This is a genomic window from Pseudomonas sp. GM18 (genome assembly GCF_000282195.1).
Classification (GTDB): domain Bacteria; phylum Pseudomonadota; class Gammaproteobacteria; order Pseudomonadales; family Pseudomonadaceae; genus Aquipseudomonas.
Genome location: NZ_AKJT01000055.1, coordinates 1 through 23,442, shown reverse-complemented (window position 1 = coordinate 23,442; position 23,442 = coordinate 1). Strand labels below are relative to the sequence as shown.

Genomic DNA, 23,442 nt, shown 5'->3' with positions numbered 1-23,442 from the left:
TGGGTATGGTGCTAATGATCGTTCCCACGCTCTGCGTGGGAATGCCTCAACTGGACGCTCCGCGTCAGCTCGGCAGGGACGCGGAGCGTCTCGGGATGCATTCCCACGCAGAGCGTGGGAACGATCAGTACGGGGCAGGCGTTATTTATCGCGAATCGAGAAATTCGCCATGTGCTCCAGGCCCTTGATCAGTGCCGAGTGATCCCAGTTACTGCCACCGATGGCCGCGCAGGTGCTGAACACTTGCTGGGCGTTGGCGGTATTCGGCAGGTTGATGTTCAGCTCGCGCGCGCCGGCCAGGGCCAAGTTCAGGTCCTTCTGGTGCAGGCTGATGCGGAAGCCCGGGTCGAAGGTGCCTTTGATCATGCGCTCGCCGTGAACTTCAAGGATCTTCGACGACGCGAAGCCACCCATCAGCGCTTCACGCACCTTGGCTGGGTCGGCACCGTTTTTCGAGGCGAACAACAGCGCTTCGGCCACGGCCTGGATGTTCAGCGCGACGATGATCTGGTTCGCCACTTTCGCGGTTTGCCCGTCACCGTTGCCACCGACCAGGGTGATGTTCTTGCCCATGGCCTGGAACAGCGGCAGGGCGCGTTCGAAGGCATCGGCTTCGCCACCAACCATGATGCTCAGGGTCGCGGCCTTGGCGCCGACTTCACCGCCGGAAACCGGGGCGTCGAGGTATTGCGCGCCTTTTTCGTTGATTTTGGCGGCGAAGGTTTTGGTGGCCGTCGGCGAGATCGAGCTCATGTCGATCACGACTTTGCCCTTGCTGACGCCTGCCGCAACACCGTCGGCGCGGAACAGCACGTCATCGACCTGCGGGGTATCGGGAACCATGACGATGATGAATTCGGCTTCCTGGGCGACTTCTTTCGGGTTCGCCAGCGCAACGGCGCCAGCGGCCACCAGGTCGGCAGGCGCAGGGTCGTGGTGCGCCGACAGGAACAGGCTGTGACCGGCTTTCTGCAGGTTCAACGCCATTGGGTGGCCCATGATGCCGGTGCCGATAAATCCGATTTTAGCCATGAGAAAATCCTCTTGTTTTTATTGCTCTATTCGCAAAATTCGTGGGGTGGCAGCGAGGACGCCTTCGCGGGCAAGTCGGATCGCCGCACCGCTCGCTCCTACAGACAACCATGGCCCCCGTAGGAGCGAGCGGTGCGGCGATCCGACTTGCCCGCGAAGAACGATGACGCGGTGCCGGATCAAACAGCGTTATGGGTTTTCAACCAGCCCAGACCCGCTTCAGTCGTGGTCAGTGGTTTGTATTCACAGCCGACCCAACCCTGATAACCGATGCGGTCCAGGTGTTCGAACAGGAAGCGGTAGTTGATTTCACCGGTACCCGGTTCGTTGCGCCCAGGGTTGTCGGCCAACTGGATGTGGTTGATCTCGCCCAGGTGCGCGGCCATGGTGCGGGCCAGGTCGCCTTCCATGATTTGCATGTGATAGATGTCGTATTGCAGGAACAGGTTGGCGCTGCCGACCTGCTCGCGAATCGACAGGGCTTGCGCCGTGTTGTTCAGGTAGAAACCCGGGATGTCGCGGGTGTTGATCGCTTCCATCACCAGTTTGATACCCGCCGCTTGCAGCTTGTCGGCCGCGTACTTGAGGTTGGCGACGAAGGTTTTTTCCACGGTGGCCTCGTCGACGCCTTGTGGACGAATACCGGCCAGGCAGTTGACCTGGGTGTTGCCCAGCACTTGGGCATAAGCGATGGCCAGATCGACACCAGCGCGGAATTCTTCGACCCGGTCCGGCAGGCACGCGATACCGCGTTCGCCCTTGGCCCAGTCACCGGCCGGCAGGTTGAACAGCACCTGGGTCAAGCCATTGGCATCGAGCCTGGCCTTGATTTCGGCGGAGCTGAAGTCATAGGGGAACAGGTATTCGACACCACTGAAGCCGGCCTTGGCGGCAGCGTCGAAACGGGCAAGAAAATCCTGCTCGGTGAACAGCATGGACAGGTTGGCTGCGAAACGCGGCATGGTGGTCTCCTGTAAAAATATGTGCCTGTAGCAGCTGCCGAGGCACGAGGCTGCGTTGGGCTGCGAAGCGGCCCCCCGACGGCGGTCCTGCGGACACGCAACGCAGCCTCGTGCCTCGGCAGCTGCTACAGGTGTCAGGTCATTCTTAATCGAGCAACGAAATCGCCGTTGGCGCATCGTTGCCGACCAGCGCCAGGTCTTCGAATTCGTTGACGGCGTTGATCTCGGTGCCCATGGAGATGTTGGTCACGCGCTCCAGAATGATCTCGACGATCACCGGTACCTTGAACTCTTCGATCATCTCCTGAGCCTTGCGCAGGGCAGGGGCGATGTCAGCCGGCTCGAATACCCGCAGCGCCTTGCAACCCAGGCCTTCGGCGACCGCGACGTGGTCGACGCCGTAACCGTTGAGTTCCGGAGCGTTGAGGTTGTCGAAGGACAGCTGCACGCAGTAGTCCATGTCGAAACCGCGCTGCGCCTGACGGATCAGCCCCAGGTACGAGTTGTTCACCACGACATGGATGTACGGCAGCTTGAACTGCGCGCCCACCGCCAGTTCTTCGATCATGAACTGGAAGTCATAGTCGCCCGAGAGCGCCACCACCTTGCGGGTTGGATCAGCCTTGACCACGCCGAGTGCTGCCGGAATGGTCCAGCCCAACGGGCCGGCCTGGCCGCAATTGATCCAGTGACGCGGTTTGTAGACGTGCAGGAACTGCGCGCCGGCAATTTGCGACAGACCGATGGTGCTGACGTAGCAGGTGTCCTTGCCGAACACCTGGTTCATCTCTTCGTAAACGCGCTGCGGTTTGACCGGCACGTTGTCGAAGTGCGTCTTGCGCTGCAGGCTGGCCTTGCGTTGCTGGCAGTCTTGCAGCCAGCCGTTGCGGTTTTTCAGTTTGCCGGCGGCTTGCCACTCACGGGCGACTTCGATGAACACGGTCAACGCGGCAGCGGCGTCGGAGACGATGCCCAGGTCCGGGGTGAATACGCGGCCGATCTGAGTCGGTTCGATGTCGACGTGAATGAATTTGCGGCCTTCGGTGTAAACGTCGACCGAACCGGTGTGACGGTTAGCCCAACGGTTACCGACGCCCAGTACCACGTCGGACTTCAGCATCGTGGCATTGCCATAACGGTGCGAGGTTTGCAGGCCGACCATGCCGACCATCAGCGGGTGATCGTCCGGGATGGTGCCCCAGCCCATCAGGGTCGGGATGACCGGAATACCGGTCAGCTCGGCGAACTCCACCAGCAAGTCGCTGGCGTCGGCATTGATGATGCCGCCACCGGCCACCAGCAATGGGCGTTCAGCCTGGTCGAGCATGGCCAGGGCTTTTTCCACCTGCACGCGGGTCGCGCTCGGCTTGGCCAATGGCAGCGGCTGGTAGGCGTCGATGTCGAATTCGATTTCGGCCATCTGCACGTCGAACGGCAGGTCGATCAGCACTGGGCCCGGACGGCCGGAGCGCATCTCATAGAAGGCTTTCTGGAACGCGTAAGGCACCTGGCCCGGCTCCAGAACCGTGGTCGCCCACTTGGTGACCGGCTTGACGATGCTGGTGATGTCGACGGCCTGGAAGTCTTCCTTGTGCATACGGGCCCGCGGTGCTTGCCCGGTGATGCACAGAATCGGGATCGAGTCGGCCGAGGCGCTGTAGAGCCCGGTGACCATGTCGGTACCGGCTGGTCCCGATGTGCCGATGCACACGCCGATGTTGCCGGCCTTGGTACGGGTGTAACCCTCGGCCATGTGCGAGGCGCCTTCAACGTGGCGAGCGAGGACGTGATCGATGCCACCGACCTTCTGCAAGGCGGAGTACAGCGGGTTGATCGCGGCGCCCGGGATGCCAAAAGCGGTATCGACCCCTTCACGGCGCATCACCAGAACGGCGGCTTCGATTGCTCTCATTTTGCTCATGGTTTTGTGCCTCTTACGTTTTGTAATTGTATACAAGTGGCTTTGCGCAGAGTGTATTCACGGCGGACGGCGCAGGTCAATCCATTTTCTCAAGCGGCTGTTTCATTCGTCGGAAGTCCAAAGAACTGTGGCTTTTCGTCGCATGTCGCGCTTTTCGAAAATTATTGTATACAAAAAAATAATTCATTGTGTTCTATTTATTGCATCGGATTGCGCAGCACAAAGCAGTCCAACGGCTTTCCCTATAACAAAATGAGGACAGCACCATGAGCGCTTTAACCTTGAAAGTCGCAGTCAACCTGGCCGATCAGGCCATCACCGCGGGACGGGCGATCTCTGCCGCGCCATTGACCGTTGCCGTACTGGACGCCGGCGGGCACTTGATAACACTGCAACGGGAAGACGGCGCCAGCCTGCTGCGCCCGCAGATCGCCATCGGCAAGGCCTGGGGCGCGATCGCCCTGGGCAAGGGCTCACGCCTGCTGGCACAGGACGCCCAACAACGCCCGGCGTTCTTCGCCGCGTTGAATAGCCTGGGGCAGGGCAGCGTCGTGCCGGTACCGGGCGGCGTGTTGGTTCGGGATCAGGACGGGACTGTGTTGGGGGCAGTTGGCATCAGTGGGGATTTGTCTGATGTCGATGAGCAATGTGCGATCCGCGCGATCGAGGGGCAGGGGTTGAAGGCGGATGCGGGGGTGGCTGGTTGATCTTCGGCGTCTGATTTACCGCTTTCGCGGGCTTGCTCGCGAAAGCGCCTTGCGGATGAAAACAGCTTTTTAGCTGTCTGCTTTCTCCGTTGAAATTTCCATCCGGTAAATTCCGGATTTTTAGAATTTTGTGCGAAACATTTGGCTGTTGCCGAATATTTTCGCAAGAATATTCACAGGTATCACTCGTATCATTCTCTCGGAACAGGCCGAGAGCTTTGCAATGAAAACAACACTGTCGTGGTGGGATATCAGCCCGCCTTTGAGCACCGCTACACCTACCTGGCCGGGTGACACACCTTTTCAGGAAGAGCGCGTTTGGACGTTCGGACCAGAGTGTCCGGTGAATGTCGGGCGTATCACCCTGTCGCCTCACACGGGTGCCCATGTCGATGCGCCGCTGCATTACAGCGCTGATGGCGCGGCCATCGGCGATGTGTCGCTCGATGTCTATATGGGGCCTTGCCGTGTGCTGCATTGCCTGAACAGCAGTCGGCTGGTGCACCCCGAGCAGCTTGAAGGTCGCTTGCAAGACCTGCCTGAACGGGTGCTGCTGCGCACCTGGCGACAAGCGCCGTTGAGCGCCTGGGATCCGGATTTCACCGCCATCGCCAAAGAAACCGTCGACCTGCTGGCGAGCCTCGGTGTGCGCTTGATCGGTATCGATACGCCGTCGCTGGATCCTCAGCAATCCAAAACCATGGATTCGCACAATGCCGTAGCCCGACATGGCATGGCCATCCTCGAGGGCATCGTGCTTGATGACGTCCCGGAAGGGGACTATGAATTGATCGCGCTGCCGCTGCGTTTTGCCCATCTGGACGCCAGTCCGGTCAGGGCAATTTTGCGTCCACTGAATAAACCGCAACTCGAGGAGCCGACTCAATGAGCCAATGCCCCTATTCGCCTGCAAACCAGACAGAAGAATGGCATAACGCCGAGCTGAATTTTTCCGACTCCATGAGCTACGGCGACTACCTGGATCTGGGGCGCATTCTCAGCGCACAGCACCCGTTATCTCCGGACCATAACGAGATGCTGTTCATCATCCAGCATCAGACCTCAGAGCTGTGGATGAAGCTGATGCTGCACGAGCTCAAAGCCGCCCGTGAACACATTCGGCTGGGAGAGTTGCCGCCCGCTTTCAAGATGCTGGCGCGGGTCTCGCGGATTTTTGATCAGCTGGTGCATGCCTGGACGGTGCTGGCCACCATGACACCCACCGAGTACCACGCGATACGGCCGTTTCTGGGGCAGTCATCGGGCTTCCAGTCGTTCCAGTACCGCGAGATCGAATTCATTCTGGGCAACAAAAGTGCGACCCTGTTGCGCCCCCATGCACATCGGCCGGAACTGTTGCAGGCGCTTGAAAAGGCGATCGCCACACCGTCGCTGTATGACGAGGCGATTCGCTTGATGGCCAGCGCTGGCTTGACCATCGACCCGCAGCGTTTCGAGCGCGATCCGACCAGCCCGACGGCGCATGACGCGTCGGTCGAAGCAGCCTGGCGCGTGGTCTACACCGACCCTTCGCGTTACTGGGACCTTTATCAGTTGGCGGAGAAACTCATCGACCTTGAGGATTCGTTCCGTCAATGGCGCTTCCGGCATGTGACCACGGTCGAACGGATCATCGGCTTTCAACCAGGGACCGGTGGCACAGAAGGTGTCGGTTATCTGCGCAAGATGCTTGATACCGTGCTGTTCCCGGAGTTGTGGCGAGTGCGCTCAACGCTCTAATTTACCGAGAGTAATGTCTGAACGCTTAAACCGAGCGGCAATTGAATAAACTGACGCATTCAAACCAGGCCTGACCATAACAATTAGAAGGTAACCAGATGGCGGATGAAATCTTGCGACAAGGCGAGCTCAAGCGAGGGCTGAAAAATCGTCATATTCAGCTGATCGCATTGGGCGGAGCGATAGGTACCGGGTTGTTTCTCGGTTCTGCCGGAGTACTCAAATCGGCCGGGCCGTCGATGATCCTCGGCTATGCGATTGCCGGCTTCATCGCCTTTCTGATCATGCGTCAGCTGGGCGAGATGATTGTCGAGGAACCGGTGGCCGGCTCCTTCAGTCATTTTGCCCACAAGTACTGGGGCGGCTATGCCGGCTTTCTGTCCGGCTGGAACTACTGGGTGCTGTATGTGCTGGTGGGCATGGCCGAGTTGACGGCTGTCGGCAAGTACGTGCAGTTCTGGTGGCCGGAAGTCCCCTCCTGGGTCAGTGCGGCGGTGTTCTTCGTCCTGGTCAATTTGATCAATATGATGAACGTCAAAGTCTTCGGCGAGATGGAGTTCTGGTTCGCAATCATCAAGGTCGTAGCGATCATTGGCATGATCGTCCTGGGCTGCTACATGTTGTTCAGCGGAACGGGCGGCCCGCAGGCCTCGGTCAGCAATCTGTGGAGTCACGGCGGCTTCTTTCCCAACGGCACCACTGGTTTGCTGATGTCCATGGCGTTCATCATGTTCTCCTTCGGCGGCCTGGAGCTGGTCGGTATCACCGCCGCTGAAGCCAGCGAGCCGGGAAAAGTGATTCCCAAGGCGATCAACCAGGTGGTTTATCGCGTGCTGATCTTCTACGTCGGCGCACTCACCGTGTTGCTGTCGCTGTATCCGTGGGATCAACTGCTCCAGACACTGGGCGCTTCGGGCGATGCCTATAGCGGCAGCCCGTTCGTGCAGATCTTCTCCTTGATCGGCAGCGACACCGCAGCGCACATTCTCAATTTCGTGGTGCTCACCGCAGCGCTCTCTGTCTATAACAGTGGCGTCTACTGCAACAGCCGCATGCTCTATGGCCTGGCCGAACAGGGCGACGCACCCAAGGCGCTGATGAAACTGAACAAGCAGGGCGTGCCTCTACTGGCGCTGGGCGTATCTGCGTTGATCACCATGCTGTCCGTGCTGGTTAACTACCTCGCCCCGCATCAAGCGCTTGAGTTGCTCTTTGCACTGGTGGTCGCATCGCTGATGATCAACTGGGCGATGATCAGCCTGACGCACCTGAAATTTCGCAAAGTCATGGGCCAGCGAGGCATCGTGCCGGGCTTCAAGGCGTTCTGGTTTCCCTACAGCAATTACCTGTGCCTGGCCTTCATGGCCATGATCGTCTGCGTCATGCTGATGATTCCAGGGATACGCGCTTCAGTCTTCGCCATACCGGTGTGGGTGTTGATCATCTTCGGCTTTTACCGGATGCGTATGGCCAAGGATCAGGCCTTGCCGATGGTTCAATAGCCTTGCCGTGGGGGCGCCGTGATGAGTAGCAACGCTGATCCGCAGTTTCGCGACATTCGTATCGATCACTATGACCTCGAGGGTGCGAGGAGCTGGATGTCTGGTATCTGCGGGCCGCACCGCCTGCAGACTTCGACGCCCGAGCGGATCCGCTTTCATCACAGCGCCAATGTGTTCAAGTCGATGGCCACGACCCTGGGCACTCTCTCATATGGCACCGATGTCACCATCGATATCGAAGACGCCGAGCACTTCAGCAGTTACAGCCTGAGTTTGCCGTTGGTGGGCGAGCAGGAACTGAGCAAGAACGGCAGCGTGTCGAAATCCAACCGCGATCAAGGGGTGATCATTTCCCCGAATGAGAACCAGGTGCTGGCGATCTCCGGCGACTGTCGCAAAGTCCAGGTGGTGATCACCCGCGTCGCCATGAGCGAGTCGCTGGAAGGCATGCTGCAGCGACCGCTGGATACGCCGCTGCGTTTCGAGCCGGTGATGGATGCGGTGGACGGCGCGTCGGCCTCGTGGTGGCGCATGGCGCGTTATTTCATCGAGGAACTCGAGCGCAGCAATGAACTGTATGAACAGGTGGCCTTCACTCGGGACATCGAAAGCTCATTGATCAAGGGCTTGATCCTCGCCCAGCCGAACAACTACTCCGAAGAATTGCGCAACGTGCTCGGCGTGAAACTGCCGCACTACCTGATCAGGGCCAAGCAATACATTCACGACAATGCTCGCGAAGCCTTGCACCTGGAGGACATCGAGGTCGCGGCCGGGGTCTCGCGTTTCAAGCTGTGCGAGGCGTTCAAGAAGTACTTTGCCCTGTCGCCGATGGTCTACCTGAAAAAGTACCGGTTGAACGCTGTGCGCCAGGAAATCCTCGAACACGGCTCGGCGCGTAATATTTCCGCGATCGCCATGGGCTGGGGCTTTACCCATCTCGGACGTTTTTGCGCCGAATACCGCAAGTTGTTCGACGAGTCCCCCAGCATGACCTTGCAGCGTAACGAAGCCCGGCGCATGCGCGGGGTCTGAATATCCCGGCGGCTCACTTACGCACCACCAAATCAAGCAACGTCTCCCGCTCCTTGATTTTCTGCAACACGATTTCCGAGCGGATATCAGTCACCCCCGCCGTGCGGTTCAGTTGGTTGACGATGAAATCGGAGAAGTGTTTGACGTTGCGCGCCTGGACCCGCAGCACATAGTTGCTCGCCCCGGTAATCACGTAGGCGGTGACCACTTCCGGCCACAACTGGACCTTCTTGATGAAGGTCTCGTGCCAGTCCTCGACGTCCTGTCGCAATGACACATGGACGATGGCTTCCAGTTCGACTCCCAGCTTCTCTGCGTTCAGCATCGCGCGATAGCCGGTGATGATTCCTTCACTTTCCAGCAGGCGTAAACGGCGCAAACAGGCCGACGGCGACAGTGCGACCTTCTCTGCCATTTCGTGATTGCTGATACGGCCGTCCCGCTGCAAGAGATGCAGGATCCGCAGGTCTGTCGGGTCGAGAGTCATGGCTAGAATAAATCCGCGATATTTGGAGTTGGATTCGAATTTTCTTCGAGATAAATACTAGATGGCCGCTTACTTTGCACGAAAATTCTCTGAAGCTTCGTTCATTATTTCCTCACCGTGAAGGCGCAAATGACGCCTGAAACACGACACTCACACCCGACTATCGCGATTTGCCCGGACGGCACTTCTTTCAAAAAAGCAGGACACCCAATGACTACAAGAAACGACTGTCTGGCGCTTGATGCGCAGGACGCTCTGGCCCCTCTGCGTCAGCAGTTTGCGCTCCCCGAAGGCGTGATCTATCTCGACGGCAACTCCCTGGGCGCGCGCCCGGTCGCCGCGCTGGCGCGTGCTCAGGCCGTGATCAGCGATGAATGGGGCAATGGCCTGATCCGCAGTTGGAACAGCGCCGGCTGGCGCGACCTGCCTGAACGTCTGGGCAATCGACTGGCGGGGCTGATTGGCGCCGGTGACGGCGAAGTGGTGGTGACCGACACCACCTCGATCAACCTGTTCAAGGTGCTCAGCGCCGCCCTGCGCGTGCAGGCCACGCGGGCGCCGACGCGGCGGGTGATCGTCACCGAGACCAGCAACTTCCCGACTGACCTGTATATCGCCGAAGGTCTGGCGGACATGCTGCAGCAGGGCTACACCCTGCGTCTGGTCGACAGCCCGCAAGAGCTGCCGCAAGCGATTGACCAGGACACCGCGGTGGTCATGCTCACCCACGTCAACTACAAGACCGGCTACATGCACGACATGCAGGCCCTGACCGCGCTGACCCACGAATGTGGCGCGCTGGCCATCTGGGACCTGGCGCATTCCGCCGGGGCGGTGCCGGTCGACCTGCATCAGGCGCGCGCCGACTACGCCATCGGTTGCACCTACAAGTACCTCAATGGCGGTCCGGGCTCGCAAGCTTTCGTCTGGGTTTCCCCTGAGCTGTGCGATCTGGTGGCGCAACCGCTGTCCGGCTGGTTCGGTCATTCGCGGCAGTTCGCCATGGAGTCGCATTACCAGCCGAGCAGCGGAATCGCCCGCTATTTGTGCGGCACCCAGCCCATCACTTCATTGGCGATGGTCGAGTGTGGCCTGGATGTTTTCGCCCAGACCGACATGGCCAGTCTGCGCAGCAAGTCCTTGGCGCTGACGGACCTGTTCATCCAGTTGGTCGAGCAGCGCTGCGCCGCTCACGAGCTGACCCTGGTCACTCCACGCGAACACGCCAAACGTGGCAGCCATGTCAGCTTCGAACATCCCCAGGGTTATGCGGTGATCCAGGCCTTGATCGCCCGTGGCGTGATCGGCGATTACCGCGAGCCGCGGATCATGCGGTTCGGCTTCACCCCGCTGTACACCAGCTTCACCGAGGTCTGGGATGCGGTACAGATCCTCGGCGAAATTCTCGATCAGAAAACCTGGTCGCAAGAGCAGTTCCAGATCCGCCACAGCGTCACCTGATACCCCCGACGCCTTTGTCTTGCTGCCGCGATTTTCCCGGCAGCAGGGCTTCGGTCGTCTCCGATAAGCAGTTCTGTGAAAACACAATAATAAGGAGCACGCAGAATGAAACTGTCCCTCTGGCCCGCCTTGCCGCTAGCCATTACCAGCTGTCTCGGCCAAGTGGCCTATGCCGTACCCGACAATGGATTCGTTGAAGACAGCAGCCTGACCCTGACCAATCGCAATTTCTATTTTTACCGAAACAACCTCAACAACCCGGGCGGCCAGAACTATCGGGAGGAGTGGGCCCACGGGCTCATGCTCGATTACCGTTCCGGCTATACCCAGGGCACTGTGGGCTTCGGAGTCGACGCCTATGCGCAGTTGGGTCTCAAACTCGACAGCGGCAGGGGTCGTACCGGCACCGGTTTGTTGCCGGTCGATTCCGATGGACGCGCCGAGGATGAGTATTCCGAAGCGGGTGGTGCACTCAAGGCGCGGATCTCGAAGACCGAACTCAAATACGGCAACCTGACACCGCTCAACCCGGTGTTCGGCACCGGCTCGGCGCGCCTGTTCACCACCTACGCCAATGGTTTCCAGCTGACCAGCAACGAGTTGAAAGGACTGAAACTCGATGCCGGGCACTTCACCTCGGGCAATGACAGTGCGTCGACCAACGACGATGGCGCCCTCAAGGCGCTGTATGCCGGGGTCGAGACCCGCAGCGTCGATTATCTGGGTGGCAGTTATGCTTTGAGCGATCAATTGAGCGTCAGCCTTTACGGTTCGCAGTTCGCTGATATCTGGCGGCAGTACTACGCCAATGCCAACTACAGCTATGCCCTGAGCGAAAACCAGTCGCTGAACCTGGATTTCAACCTCTATCGCACCAACGACTTTGGCCAGAGTCTGGCCGGCAAGATCGACAACACCACCTGGTCGCTGGCCGCCGCTTACAAGGTGGGTGCGCACCGCTTGACCCTGGCCTACCAACAGGTCGATGGCGATGAACCGTTCGATTATCTCGGCTTCGATCAGCAGCCGGGCACCTCGATATTCCTTGCCAACTCGGTACAGATCCTCGATTTCAACGCGCCCAATGAACGTTCCTGGCAGCTGCGTTATGACCTGGACATGGCGCCTTTCGGCGTGCCGGGCCTGAGCTTCATGTCGCGCTATGTGAGCGGTGACCATATCGACGACAGCCACTACGACGGCGGCCCCAATGGTGCCTATGGACGTTACGGCAGTGACGGCAAGCGCTGGGAGCGCGACCTTGAAGCGCGCTACGTGGTGCAGGAGGGCAAGGCCAAGGACCTGTCGATACGTGTGCGCCAGGCCAGTATACGTTCCACCGGCCAGGTGGCCCGGGCGGACACCACCGACAACAATGAAGTCCGGGTGATCGTCGAGTATCCGCTGAATATTTTCTAATCCGTGGCTGATCCCCACCGGCAACCCAAAAGATTTGCTCTCTTCAAGAAAGACAATATTCAGAGGACAGAAAAATGACCGATAACGCTGGTTTTGAAAACATCTCCAAGCGTGAGCAGGGCCTCAGGCGCCAGCTCACCTCGGGTCAGATGAGCATGATCGCCATTGGCGGTGCGATTGGCACCGGGCTGTTCATGGGCAGTGCCTACGCCATTGGCTATGCCGGGCCGAGCGTACTGCTCAGCTACGCCATTGGCGCGATCATCACCCTGCTGTTGATGGGCTGTCTGGCGGAAATGACGGTGGCCCATTCGACCTCCGGCTCGTTCGGCGCCTATGCCGAATTCTATGTCAGCCCATTGGCCGGGTTCCTGGTGCGCTATGCCTATTGGGCGGCGATTGTGCTGGCAGTGGGCACGGAAGTGACGGCGGTGGCGATGTACATGAAGTACTGGTTCGCCAACGTGCCTGAATGGATCTGGATTGTTTCGTTCTCGAGCATGCTGATCGTGCTCAACGCCATCAGCGTGAAAACCTTCGGCACCTTCGAGTACTGGTTCTCGACCATCAAGATCGGTGCGATTGTCGGCTTCATCATCCTCGCGGTGTATGTGGTGTTCGGTTCCGGCAATGCGGATTACGGCGTGCACAATTACACCGCCCACGGCGGCTTTTTTCCCAATGGTCTGCAAGGCATGTGGATTGCGGTGATCGTCTCGATCTTCAGCTATCTGAGCGTGGAAATGATCGCAGTGGCCGCCGGTGAGGCGCAGGACCCGGAGCGGGCGGTGAAGAAAGCCTTTCGCGCGACCATCGTGCGGCTGGTGGTGTTCTACCTGCTGACCCTGGCCCTGATGCTGGCGATTGTGCCGTGGGTCCAGGCCGGTCAAGCGCAGAGCCCGTTCGTCACCGTCATGCAGACCATCGGTATTCCCGGCGCAACCGGGGTGATGAATTTCGTGATTCTGATTGCGGCGTTGTCGGCGATGAACAGCCAGCTCTACATCACCACCCGCATGATGTTCAGCCTGTCCCGCGGCGGCTATGCACCCAAGTCCATGGGGGTGTTGAGCAAGACCGGAATCCCGCTGAATGCCTTGCTGCTGTCGAGCTCGGGCATTGCCCTGGCAACGTTGCTCAACGTGCTGTACCCGGAAAGTTCCTTCACCTTGATGATGGCGATCTCGATGTTCGGCGCGATCTTCACCTGGTTCATGATCTTCCTGACCCACTACTGTTTCCGTCGTTACCACGAGCGCAACGGCGAACGGAAACTGTCCTTCCGCATGCGCCTGTTCCCGTACACCACGCTGTTGGGGCTGCTGCTGATGGGCGCGGTGATGATCACCACCTACTTCACCGATGCCTTCAAAATGACCTTGGTATTCGGTGTGCCTTTCCTGCTGATCCTCACGATTGTCTACTGGATCTTCTTCAGAAAACCCAAGGCAGCCGTGGCGTTGAATCCGTTGCCGAAGGTTTAGAGGGAGGCAACATGCAATCCCGACCGGCAGTTTTCATAGACTGCCGAGTCGGCATTGATCCCGGGCCGCTATCAGTCCGGCTCACACCCCTTGAGCACCAAGCGGATAATCGTCTGCGCCGCCGCTTCATAGTCGGCCTCATCCAGCTTGGCCTTGCCGGTCACTGCAGAAATCTGCCAGTCGAAATCGGCGTAGGTCTGGGTCGCGGCCCAGATGCTGAACATCAGGTGGTTGGGGTCGATCGGGGCGATCTGGCCGCGGTCGATCCAGGTCTGGATGCAGTCGATGTTGTGTCTGGCCTGACCGTTGAGCTGCTCGACCAGGTCGGGGCTCAAATGCGGGGCACCGTGCATGATTTCGCTGGCGAACACCTTGGAGGCGAAGGGCAGGTCGCGGGAGATGCGGATTTTCGAGCGAATGTAGCCACTGAGCACTTCGCTGGGCACACCGTCGGCGTTGAACGGCGTCGAGGCCTGCAGGATTGGCTCGATGATGCTTTCCAGGACCTCGCGGTAGAGGTTTTCCTTGGATTTGAAGTAGTAGTAGACGTTGGGCTTGGGCAGCCCGGCCTTGGCCGCGATGTCGCTGGTTTTGGTCGCAGCGAAGCCCTTGTCGGCAAATTCTTCACTGGCGGCACGCAGGATCAGTTCTTTATTGCGCTCGCGGATAGTGCTCATAAACCAGGGGGTTCCTTGCCTGTTCTGGCGGTTGCGCATGGTAGCACCGGCCTCGCGCGGCGCTCAAGAATGCCCCGTGTGGCCTCGGGTCGCGTTATGCTGCGCACCATTCATTCAAGAAGGAAACCCGATTCATGGCAGGAAGCAGTTTGCTGGTGCTGATCGACGACATCGCCACCGTACTGGATGATGTGGCGTTGATGACCAAAATGGCCGCGAAGAAGACCGCCGGTGTACTGGGCGACGATCTGGCGCTCAACGCCCAGCAGGTTTCCGGCGTGCGTGCCGAACGGGAAATCCCGGTGGTATGGGCGGTCGCCAAGGGCTCGTTTCTCAACAAGCTGATCCTGGTGCCGTCGGCGTTGGCCATCAGTGCGTTCATTCCGTGGCTGGTCACGCCGTTGTTGATGGTCGGTGGCGCTTACCTGTGCTTCGAAGGCTTCGAGAAGCTCGCCCACAAATTCCTGCACAGCAAAGCCGAAGATCAGGCCGAACATGCGGAGCTGGTCGAGGCCGTGGCCAACCCGGCGGTCGATCTGGTGGCGTTCGAGAAGGACAAAATCAAAGGGGCGATCCGTACCGACTTCATCCTGTCGGCGGAAATCATCGCCATCACGTTAGGCACTGTGGCTGACGCTTCGCTGACCCAGCAAGTGATCGTGCTCTCGGGCATTGCCATCGTCATGACCATCGGCGTCTATGGCCTGGTGGCCGGCATCGTCAAGCTCGACGACCTTGGCCTGTGGTTGACCCGCAAGCCCGGCCAGATGGCCAAGAGCATCGGTGGAGGGATTCTGCGCGCAGCGCCGTATATGATGAAAAGCCTGTCGGTGATCGGCACGGCGGCGATGTTTCTGGTCGGCGGCGGGATTCTGACCCATGGCGTGCCGGTGGTTCATCACTGGATCGAGAGTGTCACCGCTGGTGCCGGTGGGGCCGGGTTTATCGTGCCGACGTTGCTGAATGCGGTGGCCGGGATTGTCGCGGGTGCGGCGGTGTTGGTGGGGGTGATGGCTGTCGGCAAACTCTGGAAAACGGTGAAAGCCTGAATCTGTGGTGTTTGAAACACCGCGCATGAAAAAAGGCCATTCGACGCAAATCGAATGGCCTTTTTCGTTGCCGATGAAGTTACTCGGCGATCTGCAGCTTGCGCGCCTCGGTATACACGTAACGCACTTTTTCATACTCGAAAGGTGTGTTCATTTGCCCGTAGCGGAAGCCGTTCTGATAGCGCTTGTCGATGGCGCGCAGTGCCCAGATTTCCGGGTGGTTGGAGCTGACTTCGGACACGTTCAGGAAGTTGATCGCCGATTCGCCGGTGTAGTCGACCGCCAGGCCCGCGGTGTCACGCAGGTTCGACGGGCCGAGGATCGGCAGCACCAAGTAGGCGCCGCCCGGTACGCCGTAGAAGCCCAGGGTCTGGCCGAAGTCTTCATTTCGGCGCGGCAGGCCCATGGCGGTAGCTGGGTCCCACAGGCCGGCGACACCGATGGTGGTGTTGAGCAGCAGGCGCGCGGTGGTGTCCAGCGAGCGCTGCCCCTTGAATTGCAGCAGGCTGTTCACCAGGTTCGGCACATCACCGAGGTTGTTGAAGAAGTTGCTGACACCGGTGCGCAGGAAGCTTGGGGTGACGTAGCGATAGCCGTTGACCACGGGCAGGAACACCCATTGGTCGAACCGGTAGTTGAAGTGGTAGACGCGGCGGTTCCACTCTTCCAGCGGGTCATAGACGTTCAGTGCGTTGAGCGATGAGCGTTCGAACTCGCGCTGGTCCAGCCCCGGGTTGAATTTGAGTTTGCTCAGCGGTTCCTTGAAACCGTCTTTATCGATCACCACGGGGGCGTTGGCTTTGCTGTTGTCGGCATTGGCGACGCCTGCACAGAGTAACGCTGCGATCAGCAGGAGGTATTTAGCCACGGAAAAACTCCAGCATGGCGTCGCTGTTGACGCGATAGTTGAGGTTGCCGCAATGGCCGCCCAATGGATAAACAGTCAAACGGTCGCCAAAGGTGCGGCGCAGAAAGCCCAGGTCGCCGGGGCCGAGGATCACGTCATCGGCGTTGTGCATGACGGCGATTTTCGGGCTGTCGTGCAGGTAATCCTTCAGTGCATACAGGCTGACCTGGTCGATCAGCTGCAGCAGGCTGCCACCGTCGGTGCGGGCGCGCCACATCGGGATGACCTGCTCGGTGATGTAGCAATCGAAGTCGCACTGCAGCGCGCGTTTGAGGAACGGCGTGAGGGTGGTGCCTTCGGTGATCGGGAATTTCGGTGGCGTGATCAGGCCGCGACGGTTGATCAGGTCCGAGGTGAAGGCGATGTCTGCCGCCGAGAAACGGAACGAAGTGCCGATCAGCATCGCCATCTGCTCGTTGCTCAGGTGTTGCTTGGACTGCTGGAAGTCGTAGAGCAGCGCATCGTTGAGGTCGATGTAGCCTTTCTGTTGGAAATAGCGGGTCAGTTTGTCCAGCACCAGTTCATAGAAAGTGGTGGTGTTGTTGATGCCTTTCACCTCTGTCTGCACCAGCTTGTCCAGGTTGGTGACCGAGGTGTAAAGGTTGACCGGCGGGTTGAGCAGCAGGACTTTCTTGAAATTGAAGCTGCGGCGGGTTTCATCCAGGTGCGCAACAAAGGCCGCATCCAGGGCGCCAAGGCTGTAACCGGTCAGGAAAAAATCGGTGACCGGCAGTTTCGGGTTTTGTGCCCGCACGGCCTGCATCACCCGGTACATGTCTTCGGCATCTTCCTTGGTCACGCCCGGGGTGGCGAAACGCGAGGCGGCGGTCATGAAGTCGAAGCTGGTGGGCGATGACAGCTGCACTACGTGATAGCCGGCCTTGTAGTAGAGCTTTTTCAGGTATTCGTTGAGGGTGCTGTCATAGCGTGCACCGGTGCCGGAGATCAGGAAGATCAACGGTGCGGCATGATCCTGCGTGGCGATGCGGTAGGTGAGTTTCTTCACCGGCCAGAAGTTATCCGGCAGGCTGAACTCACGCTCCGGGCGCAATGTGACGCTGCGATCTTCTTGATTGATATCATCGTCCTGCGGCAATTCCGGACGCAACTCTGGCGGTGTCGTGGCGATGGTCGCCTCGAACGGGTTGGTCAGGGGATAGCCATAGCTGGCGGCGTCAATGTCGGCCGCCAGTACGGACGCACTTAAAATCAAGCCGCCAAACAGGGCGGCGAAGCGCAAGGAACGGAGCATGACTATATCCCTTAGAGGAAGGTGCCGGATGAAGTTCGCAGGCTATGACCATCGGATTTGGGCCAAAGTGCCATGCATCGGCAGCAAACAGGCCTGATTTCGGAGCAACGGTAGCGGGACGATACACTTTGCAGTTATTTCATGAACAGTTAATTGATGTTATTTGCTTACCACGGGCGGGGGATTAAGCTGGCCGCCGATTTCGTTTATTGGAGTGCTTCATGTCCCGCCGTTTGCCCGTGATTCTGCTGCTCGTTCTTCTGCCATTGTGGCTGGCCGCCAGTTATGGCGCGCGTTATGGCTTCATGGAGGATGCTCAATGGGTCGGCATCTGCGTTGACGAGGCCAGTCGCTGGGAGTGCCAGGTGCGGTCGAATCTGGGCCTGATGATTCATTTCAAGGTGCTGGGCTGGGCAGCAGTGGCGGCAGCCGTGACCGGTTTTGTGCTACCTGGCCGGGCAGGGTGGTGGTTGGCGGTATTGGCGCTGGTGTTCGGGTTTCCGGCACTGGCGTTGTACACCACCACGTTGGCGGTGTTTGCGGTGGTGATTGCTGCTTTGCGTCTGGTCCGGGCTTCCCGTAGCGCTTAATGAAAAGATCGTCCGAACGCGGCCCGAGCCTTCGGACGATCTTTTGATCTTGCTGTGTTGATTACCCCTTGCGAACCCGCAAGCTGCGCCACAACGCCGCCACCATCAACATACTCACCAACGCCCAACCCCAGGCCTGCTGGTTCTGCAAACCTTCACGAAACAGCTGCGGCGCAATGCCGGCGCCGATGATGAAGGTCAGCAGGGCGATTTCCCGACGCGGCACGCTCACCGGGCGGCACAGGTATACCAGCGCCGGCAGGATGAAAGCGACGCTCGGGAAGCTGCGATAACGCGGGTCGAATACCAGTTCCAGCATCATCACTGCCGCAGCAAAACCTGCCGCTGCCAGCCACCAGCCCGCTCGACGCTCCAGCGCATTGAAGGCGCGCCCGCGCCAACCGGTGCGTGCGCTCAAGGTGAGCGCGGCATGGGCCAGCACCAACAGGTTCAACCCCGTCAGCAAGGCTACCCACACCCATTCACTGGTAAACCGGGTGGTGACACGGGCCAGGTCGCCCCAGGCGCCGATCGAACAGGCCGCCAAGGCACCGAGCAGTGGCAGCACCAACGCTGCGCGGGTGCTGCGAACGCGACCGCCGAGGATCAGCGTGCCGATGAAGATCAAGCCGCCCACCGCCAGCCATTGCGACCAGTACGGCACGTTCGAGACCGGCCCGGCGAGCACGCCCTTGTCGTGGCGATCGGCGTCGAACAGTCCCCAATAACCGCCCACCGCACCTTCGCTGGCGCGTTTCCAGGGCTGGTCGAACGCCTCGATCAGGTTGTAATGCCAGCCTTGCTGCTCGGCCATGATCACAAAGCTGCGAATGAACTTGGCTTCATTGACCCGGCTCGGCAGCGCTGTTTCGCGCTGACGACCTTCGCTCGGCCAACCGGTTTCGCCAATCATCACGTCCTTGGGGGCGAACTTGTTGCCAAACACCTGGCGCACTTCAGCCACATGTTGCAGCGCGGCATCGATGTTCGACGGGTCGTCTTCCCAGTACGGCAGTAAATGGATGGTCAGGAAGTCCACCGCCGGGGCGATTTCCGGGTGCTTGAGCCAGAATTCCCAGACATCGGCGTAGGTCACCGGTTGTTTGACCTGACTTTTGACTTTGTTGATCAGCGTTGCCAACTGAGCGCCGGTGACTTCCTTGCGCAGCAGGGTTTCATTGCCGACGATCACCGCGGTCACCACATCCGGGTTGGCATTGGCCGAGGCGATCAGCAGGTCGACTTCCTTGGCGGTGTCCACCGGGTTGCTGTTGACCCAGGCGCCGATCATCAGCTTCAAGCCGTGCTTGCGCGCCAGATCGGGCAGGGCCTGGAGGCCGGTCATGGAATAGGTGCGGATGCATTCGAAACGGGTCGCCAGCAGCGCGAGGTCGGCGTCCATGCGCTCGGGGCGAAGTTTGAACGGCACGTCGAATGGCGATTGGTCCTTGTCGAACGGAGTGTAGGAGGCACATTGCAGCTTGTGCGTTGCGCTGGCCACGTCCGGCAGGATCACCGGTTTGCCGAGGCCGTACCAGAAGCCTCCAAGGGCAAACAACCCCAGCAGGCAAGCGAAAATATAAGCCAAAAAAGGAAAGCGTGATGTCGCGGGCATGTTCAGGCCGTCTGGGAGCAAAGCCGGGCATGTTACCTGCATTTGGCCTACGCTTGGTGGCCTGCATGGTTTTGACATGCAAAGTTCGGGCGGGCCGGCCGAGGCATTTGCGACGGTCGCAATTAATGGCCTTCTGATGTCGTTTCTCGTTGCCTTGATGTCGCTGGCAGAGCAGGTCCTTGTTGGCGTCAGGTTGATGATCGACACGTCAGTACTCCGCTGATGATCGAACGAGTTTGCGGTCGGCGTGATGGGGGCGCTGTGCACCATAAAAATACGTTGAGCGACTCGGCATCCGTCGAGTGCAGCACTTTCGGGGAAGTAACGATGAAGATGCGACGACTCTTGGGCGCAGGTGCCGCTTTGGTGCTGGCGATCAGTTCTACCGTAGCCAGCGCTGAAGGCAAGGCAGTAACGATCGGTTATGTCGACGGCTGGTCGGACAGCGTCGCCACGACCAACGTGGCTGCTGAAGTGATCAAACAGAAACTCGGTTATGACGTGAAACTGCAAGCGGTTGCCACCGGGATCATGTGGCAAGGTGTGGCCACCGGCAAACTCGACGCGATGCTGTCGGCGTGGCTGCCCGTGACTCACGGTGAATACTGGGCGAAGAACAAGGATCAGGTCGTCGACTACGGCCCGAACTTCAAGGATGCGAAAATCGGTCTGATCGTACCGGAGTACGTCAAGGCCCAGTCGATTGCGGATCTGAAAACCGACGAGAGCTTCAAGGGCCGCATCGTCGGCATCGACGCCGGTTCAGGCGTGATGCTCAAGTCCGAGCAGGCGATCAAGGACTACGACCTGACCGGCTACCAACTCAAGGCCAGTTCCGGCGCCGGCATGATCGCCGAGCTGACCCGTGCCGAGAAGAAAAACGAATCCATCGCCGTCACCGGTTGGGTGCCGCACTGGATGTTCGCCAAGTGGAAACTGCGCTTCCTGGAAGACCCGAAAGGCGTTTACGGCGCTGCTGAAACCGTGAACAGCATCGGCAGCAAGGAGCTGGCAACCAAAGCGCCTGAAGTCGCGAAGTTCCTGAAGAACTTCCAGTGGGCGTCGAAAGACGAAATCGGCCAAGTCATGTTGGCGATTCAGGACGGTGCCAAGCCTGAAGCCGCAGCGAAAGACTGGGTGGCCAAACACCCGGATCGCGTTGCCGAATGGACCAAATAATTTGAGCTGAAGCGTCTGGTCAGCACTTCTCAAGGCCCCTTGGCTTAAATGCCAAGGGGCCTTTTGCTTTCTGTTGGGGGCTCGGCGGGGCGAAGCAGTCATGTCGTTCTAATACTAAGGTCGTCTGGAACCTGTCCGGTAGCCGCATAGAGTGGATAACGTTCCAACTAAAATCTGTGCTGCGAGGATAAAAACAATGAACGACAGCATTTACCTCTCGATTCAAAACAGCCCGCGCTTCAAGGAGCTGGTTAGCAAGAGGGAACGATTCGCCTGGATTCTTTCAGCGATCATGCTTGGGCTGTACTCCGGATTCATCCTTTTGATCGCTTACGGGCCGCATATTCTGGGCGCGAAAATCAGCCCCGAGTCTTCGATTACCTGGGGCATTCCGATCGGTGTCGGGCTGATTGTTTCGGCCTTTGTCCTGACCGGCATCTACGTACGACGCGCCAATGGCGAATTCGACGATTTGAACAATGCGATTCTCAAGGAGGCTCAGCAATGATCCGGCGTCTAATCGCTCTCTTGAGCATCGCAGCCTTTGCACCGGGCGCCTGGGCGGCTGAGGCCCTGACGGGTGCCGTGCAGAAACAACCGCTCAACGTATCCGCGATCATGATGTTCGTGGTGTTCGTCGGGGCAACCTTGTGCATCACCTATTGGGCGTCCAAACGCAACAAATCGGCGGCCGACTACTATGCAGCGGGTGGCAAGATCACCGGTTTCCAGAACGGTCTGGCGATTGCCGGTGACTACATGTCCGCGGCGTCCTTCCTGGGTATTTCCGCCCTGGTGTTCACCTCCGGCTACGACGGCCTGATCTACTCGATCGGCTTCCTGGTGGGCTGGCCGATCATTCTGTTCCTGATTGCTGAGCGTCTGCGTAACCTGGGCAAGTACACATTTGCCGATGTGGCGTCCTATCGCCTGGGGCAAACCCAGATCCGCTCGCTGTCGGCGTGCGGTTCGCTGGTGGTGGTGGCGTTCTACCTGATCGCGCAAATGGTCGGTGCCGGCAAGCTGATCCAGTTGTTGTTCGGCCTGGACTATCACGTTGCGGTGATCCTGGTCGGCATCCTGATGTGCCTGTACGTGCTGTTCGGCGGCATGCTGGCGACCACTTGGGTGCAGATCATCAAGGCGGTGCTGTTGTTGTCCGGTGCCTCGTTCATGGCGCTGATGGTGATGAAACACGTCAACTTCGACTTCAACACGCTGTTCTCCGAGGCGATCAAGGTTCACGCCAAAGGTGAAGCGATCATGAGCCCGGGCGGTCTGGTGAAAGACCCGATCTCGGCGTTCTCCCTCGGCCTGGCCCTGATGTTCGGTACCGCTGGCCTGCCGCACATTCTGATGCGCTTCTTCACCGTGAGTGACGCGAAAGAAGCGCGTAAAAGCGTGCTGTATGCGACCGGCTTCATTGGCTACTTCTACATCCTGACCTTCATCATCGGCTTCGGCGCGATCCTGCTGGTCAGCACCAACCCGACCTTTAAAGATGCGGCTGGCGCGCTGTTGGGCGGCAACAACATGGCGGCGGTGCATTTGGCCAACGCGGTGGGTGGCAGTGTGTTCCTGGGCTTCATCTCGGCGGTGGCGTTCGCGACCATTCTGGCGGTGGTGGCGGGCCTGACCCTGGCCGGTGCTTCGGCGGTGTCCCATGATCTGTATGCCAGCGTGATCAAGAAGGGTAAGGCCAACGAGAAGGACGAAATCCGCGTCTCGAAAATCACCACCATCGCCCTGGCGGTGCTGGCGATCGGCCTGGGTATTCTGTTCGAGAAGCAGAACATCGCGTTCATGGTGGGCCTGGCGTTCTCCATCGCGGCGAGCTGTAACTTCCCGGTGCTGCTGCTTTCCATGTACTGGAAGAAACTGACGACTCGCGGCGCGATGATCGGCGGTTGGCTGGGGCTGGTCAGTGCCGTTGGCTTGATGGTGCTGGGGCCAACCATCTGGGTGCAGATCATGGGTCACGAGAAGGCGATCTTCCCGTATGAGTATCCGGCGTTGTTCTCGATGATCATTGCCTTTATCGGGATCTGGTTCTTCTCGATCACTGACAAATCCACTGCGGCTGACAATGAGCGGGCGCTGTTCTTCCCGCAGTTTGTGCGTTCGCAGACAGGGTTGGGGGCGAGTGGGGCGGTCTCGCACTAAGGCTTCTATATATAAGTTGTGTTGACACGAATGCCTCGGTCGAGAGATCGGGGCATTTTTATTGGGGCAGGGCAAAGCAAAGGCAAGATCAAAGATCGCAGCCTTCGGCAGCTCCACAGTCAGGCCGGCCGGTAGGCCGCCTCGCTTTGCTTTGGAGGTGCACGCCCCCCTCGAGAGGCCGAGTGGAGGTTCTGCGCAGTGGGCAACCCGGCATGGATGCCGGGTTAGCCGCCCCCGGCCATGGATGGCCGATGGCGGCG

The 23,442-nt window shown here is 59.3% G+C and carries 21 protein-coding genes; 13 read left to right on the top strand and 8 right to left on the bottom strand.

The annotated features are described in order from the left end of the window. Nucleotides 1-141 precede the first annotated feature (141 nt). The 3 genes from PMI21_RS12125 to gcl all read right to left on the bottom strand — a co-directional run bounded on the left by PMI21_RS12125 (nt 142) and on the right by gcl (nt 3,915). Nucleotides 142-1,032 carry a 2-hydroxy-3-oxopropionate reductase gene (locus PMI21_RS12125; RefSeq protein WP_007939173.1) on the bottom strand — a complete coding sequence of 297 codons (891 nt, stop codon included), beginning with the start codon at nt 1,030-1,032 and terminating at the stop codon, nt 142-144. Nucleotides 1,033-1,211: 179 nt separating this feature from the next. After that, the gene (hyi, locus tag PMI21_RS12130) at nt 1,212-1,994 is read right to left on the bottom strand and encodes a hydroxypyruvate isomerase (protein ID WP_007939172.1); all 783 of its coding nucleotides are present in this window, start codon (nt 1,992-1,994) and stop codon (nt 1,212-1,214) included. Nucleotides 1,995-2,139: 145 nt separating this feature from the next. Next, on the bottom strand, nt 2,140-3,915 hold the full coding sequence (gene gcl / locus PMI21_RS12135) for a glyoxylate carboligase (RefSeq protein WP_007939171.1): 1,776 nt from the start codon (nt 3,913-3,915) through the stop codon (nt 2,140-2,142). A 266-nt stretch (nt 3,916-4,181) separates the two neighbouring features. Here gcl and PMI21_RS12140 point away from each other — a divergent pair, with 266 nt between their 5' ends. The 5 genes from PMI21_RS12140 (at nt 4,182) to PMI21_RS12160 (ending at nt 8,899) form a co-directional block, all read left to right on the top strand. Further along, the gene (locus tag PMI21_RS12140; protein ID WP_007939170.1) at nt 4,182-4,622 is read left to right on the top strand and encodes a GlcG/HbpS family heme-binding protein; all 441 of its coding nucleotides are present in this window, start codon (nt 4,182-4,184) and stop codon (nt 4,620-4,622) included. A 223-nt stretch (nt 4,623-4,845) separates the two neighbouring features. Further along, the gene (kynB, locus tag PMI21_RS12145; RefSeq protein WP_007939169.1) at nt 4,846-5,511 is read left to right on the top strand and encodes an arylformamidase; all 666 of its coding nucleotides are present in this window, start codon (nt 4,846-4,848) and stop codon (nt 5,509-5,511) included. Beyond that, nucleotides 5,508-6,362 (top strand): tryptophan 2,3-dioxygenase, encoded by an 855-nt coding sequence (kynA, locus tag PMI21_RS12150; RefSeq protein ID WP_007939168.1) that lies wholly within the window; start codon nt 5,508-5,510, stop codon nt 6,360-6,362. Before kynB ends, kynA begins: the two co-directional genes overlap by 4 nt. A 98-nt stretch (nt 6,363-6,460) precedes the next feature. Next, nucleotides 6,461-7,864 (top strand): amino acid permease, encoded by a 1,404-nt coding sequence (locus PMI21_RS12155; protein WP_007939167.1) that lies wholly within the window; start codon nt 6,461-6,463, stop codon nt 7,862-7,864. A gap of 21 nt (nt 7,865-7,885) precedes the next feature. Then, the gene (locus PMI21_RS12160) at nt 7,886-8,899 is read left to right on the top strand and encodes an AraC family transcriptional regulator (RefSeq protein ID WP_007939166.1); all 1,014 of its coding nucleotides are present in this window, start codon (nt 7,886-7,888) and stop codon (nt 8,897-8,899) included. 13 nt (nt 8,900-8,912) lie between these two features. On the opposite strand, the gene PMI21_RS12165 is transcribed toward PMI21_RS12160, so the two are convergent. Further along, nucleotides 8,913-9,386: an Lrp/AsnC family transcriptional regulator gene (locus PMI21_RS12165; RefSeq protein ID WP_007939165.1), complete on the bottom strand. Its 474-nt coding sequence runs from the start codon at nt 9,384-9,386 to the stop codon at nt 8,913-8,915. A 210-nt stretch (nt 9,387-9,596) separates the two neighbouring features. On the opposite strand from PMI21_RS12165, the gene kynU reads away from it, so the two are divergent. The 3 genes from kynU (at nt 9,597) to PMI21_RS12180 (ending at nt 13,750) form a co-directional block, all read left to right on the top strand. Beyond that, nucleotides 9,597-10,847 carry a kynureninase gene (gene kynU / locus PMI21_RS12170; RefSeq protein ID WP_007939164.1) on the top strand — a complete coding sequence of 417 codons (1,251 nt, stop codon included), beginning with the start codon at nt 9,597-9,599 and terminating at the stop codon, nt 10,845-10,847. 105 nt (nt 10,848-10,952) lie between these two features. Continuing rightward, a complete protein-coding gene (locus PMI21_RS12175) occupies nt 10,953-12,266 on the top strand; it encodes an OprD family porin (protein WP_007939163.1) in 1,314 nt (437 codons plus the stop codon). 74 nt (nt 12,267-12,340) lie between these two features. Next, nucleotides 12,341-13,750, top strand: coding sequence for an amino acid permease (locus tag PMI21_RS12180; protein WP_007939161.1), 1,410 nt, complete (start codon nt 12,341-12,343; stop codon nt 13,748-13,750). A gap of 71 nt (nt 13,751-13,821) precedes the next feature. Here the strand turns inward: PMI21_RS12180 and PMI21_RS12185 are convergent, their stop codons facing one another. Then, nucleotides 13,822-14,427 carry a TetR/AcrR family transcriptional regulator gene (locus PMI21_RS12185; protein WP_007939160.1) on the bottom strand — a complete coding sequence of 202 codons (606 nt, stop codon included), beginning with the start codon at nt 14,425-14,427 and terminating at the stop codon, nt 13,822-13,824. A gap of 134 nt (nt 14,428-14,561) precedes the next feature. Between PMI21_RS12185 and PMI21_RS12190 the strand changes: the two genes are divergently transcribed. Continuing rightward, the gene (locus PMI21_RS12190; protein ID WP_007939159.1) at nt 14,562-15,476 is read left to right on the top strand and encodes a DUF808 domain-containing protein; all 915 of its coding nucleotides are present in this window, start codon (nt 14,562-14,564) and stop codon (nt 15,474-15,476) included. Between the two features lie 79 nt (nt 15,477-15,555). Here PMI21_RS12190 and PMI21_RS12195 read toward each other — a convergent pair whose 3' ends face one another. Beyond that, nucleotides 15,556-16,344: an MlaA family lipoprotein gene (locus PMI21_RS12195; RefSeq protein ID WP_007939158.1), complete on the bottom strand. Its 789-nt coding sequence runs from the start codon at nt 16,342-16,344 to the stop codon at nt 15,556-15,558. Further along, on the bottom strand, nt 16,337-17,635 hold the full coding sequence (locus PMI21_RS12200) for a hypothetical protein (RefSeq protein WP_007939156.1): 1,299 nt from the start codon (nt 17,633-17,635) through the stop codon (nt 16,337-16,339). Before PMI21_RS12200 ends, PMI21_RS12195 begins: the two co-directional genes overlap by 8 nt. Before the next feature lie 221 nt (nt 17,636-17,856). Here PMI21_RS12200 and PMI21_RS12205 point away from each other — a divergent pair, with 221 nt between their 5' ends. After that, entirely contained in the window at nt 17,857-18,225 is a 369-nt protein-coding gene (locus PMI21_RS12205; RefSeq protein WP_007939155.1) for a hypothetical protein, read from the top strand. A gap of 61 nt (nt 18,226-18,286) precedes the next feature. On the opposite strand, the gene PMI21_RS12210 is transcribed toward PMI21_RS12205, so the two are convergent. Continuing rightward, the gene (locus PMI21_RS12210) at nt 18,287-19,882 is read right to left on the bottom strand and encodes a glycoside hydrolase family 17 protein (protein WP_007939154.1); all 1,596 of its coding nucleotides are present in this window, start codon (nt 19,880-19,882) and stop codon (nt 18,287-18,289) included. A gap of 285 nt (nt 19,883-20,167) precedes the next feature. Between PMI21_RS12210 and PMI21_RS12215 the strand changes: the two genes are divergently transcribed. The 3 genes from PMI21_RS12215 (at nt 20,168) to PMI21_RS12225 (ending at nt 23,182) form a co-directional block, all read left to right on the top strand. Then, nucleotides 20,168-21,019, top strand: coding sequence for a glycine betaine ABC transporter substrate-binding protein (locus tag PMI21_RS12215; RefSeq protein WP_007939153.1), 852 nt, complete (start codon nt 20,168-20,170; stop codon nt 21,017-21,019). Between the two features lie 196 nt (nt 21,020-21,215). Beyond that, nucleotides 21,216-21,527 (top strand): DUF485 domain-containing protein, encoded by a 312-nt coding sequence (locus PMI21_RS12220; protein WP_007939152.1) that lies wholly within the window; start codon nt 21,216-21,218, stop codon nt 21,525-21,527. Next, nucleotides 21,524-23,182, top strand: coding sequence for a cation acetate symporter (locus tag PMI21_RS12225; RefSeq protein ID WP_007939151.1), 1,659 nt, complete (start codon nt 21,524-21,526; stop codon nt 23,180-23,182). The genes PMI21_RS12220 and PMI21_RS12225 overlap by 4 nt, the downstream gene beginning before the upstream one ends. The last annotated feature ends 260 nt before the right edge of the window (nt 23,183-23,442 follow it).

Excerpts from the sequence above, each read along its gene's own strand:
- PMI21_RS12160 (WP_007939166.1), top strand. The coding sequence starts at position 7,886 with ATGAGTAGCAACGCTGATCCGCAGTTTCGCGACATTCGTATCGATCAC.
- PMI21_RS12200 (WP_007939156.1), bottom strand. The coding sequence starts at position 17,635 with ATGCTCCGTTCCTTGCGCTTCGCCGCCCTGTTTGGCGGCTTGATTTTA.
- PMI21_RS12225 (WP_007939151.1), top strand. The coding sequence starts at position 21,524 with ATGATCCGGCGTCTAATCGCTCTCTTGAGCATCGCAGCCTTTGCACCG.
- PMI21_RS12215 (WP_007939153.1), top strand. The coding sequence starts at position 20,168 with ATGAAGATGCGACGACTCTTGGGCGCAGGTGCCGCTTTGGTGCTGGCG.
- PMI21_RS12180 (WP_007939161.1), top strand. The coding sequence starts at position 12,341 with ATGACCGATAACGCTGGTTTTGAAAACATCTCCAAGCGTGAGCAGGGC.
- PMI21_RS12220 (WP_007939152.1), top strand. The coding sequence starts at position 21,216 with ATGAACGACAGCATTTACCTCTCGATTCAAAACAGCCCGCGCTTCAAG.
- hyi (WP_007939172.1), bottom strand. The coding sequence starts at position 1,994 with ATGCCGCGTTTCGCAGCCAACCTGTCCATGCTGTTCACCGAGCAGGAT.
- PMI21_RS12140 (WP_007939170.1), top strand. The coding sequence starts at position 4,182 with ATGAGCGCTTTAACCTTGAAAGTCGCAGTCAACCTGGCCGATCAGGCC.
- gcl (WP_007939171.1), bottom strand. The coding sequence starts at position 3,915 with ATGAGCAAAATGAGAGCAATCGAAGCCGCCGTTCTGGTGATGCGCCGT.
- PMI21_RS12125 (WP_007939173.1), bottom strand. The coding sequence starts at position 1,032 with ATGGCTAAAATCGGATTTATCGGCACCGGCATCATGGGCCACCCAATG.
- PMI21_RS12155 (WP_007939167.1), top strand. The coding sequence starts at position 6,461 with ATGGCGGATGAAATCTTGCGACAAGGCGAGCTCAAGCGAGGGCTGAAA.
- PMI21_RS12175 (WP_007939163.1), top strand. The coding sequence starts at position 10,953 with ATGAAACTGTCCCTCTGGCCCGCCTTGCCGCTAGCCATTACCAGCTGT.
- kynA (WP_007939168.1), top strand. The coding sequence starts at position 5,508 with ATGAGCCAATGCCCCTATTCGCCTGCAAACCAGACAGAAGAATGGCAT.
- PMI21_RS12210 (WP_007939154.1), bottom strand. The coding sequence starts at position 19,882 with ATGCAGGTAACATGCCCGGCTTTGCTCCCAGACGGCCTGAACATGCCC.
- PMI21_RS12165 (WP_007939165.1), bottom strand. The coding sequence starts at position 9,386 with ATGACTCTCGACCCGACAGACCTGCGGATCCTGCATCTCTTGCAGCGG.
- PMI21_RS12190 (WP_007939159.1), top strand. The coding sequence starts at position 14,562 with ATGGCAGGAAGCAGTTTGCTGGTGCTGATCGACGACATCGCCACCGTA.
- PMI21_RS12185 (WP_007939160.1), bottom strand. The coding sequence starts at position 14,427 with ATGAGCACTATCCGCGAGCGCAATAAAGAACTGATCCTGCGTGCCGCC.
- kynU (WP_007939164.1), top strand. The coding sequence starts at position 9,597 with ATGACTACAAGAAACGACTGTCTGGCGCTTGATGCGCAGGACGCTCTG.
- PMI21_RS12205 (WP_007939155.1), top strand. The coding sequence starts at position 17,857 with ATGTCCCGCCGTTTGCCCGTGATTCTGCTGCTCGTTCTTCTGCCATTG.
- kynB (WP_007939169.1), top strand. The coding sequence starts at position 4,846 with ATGAAAACAACACTGTCGTGGTGGGATATCAGCCCGCCTTTGAGCACC.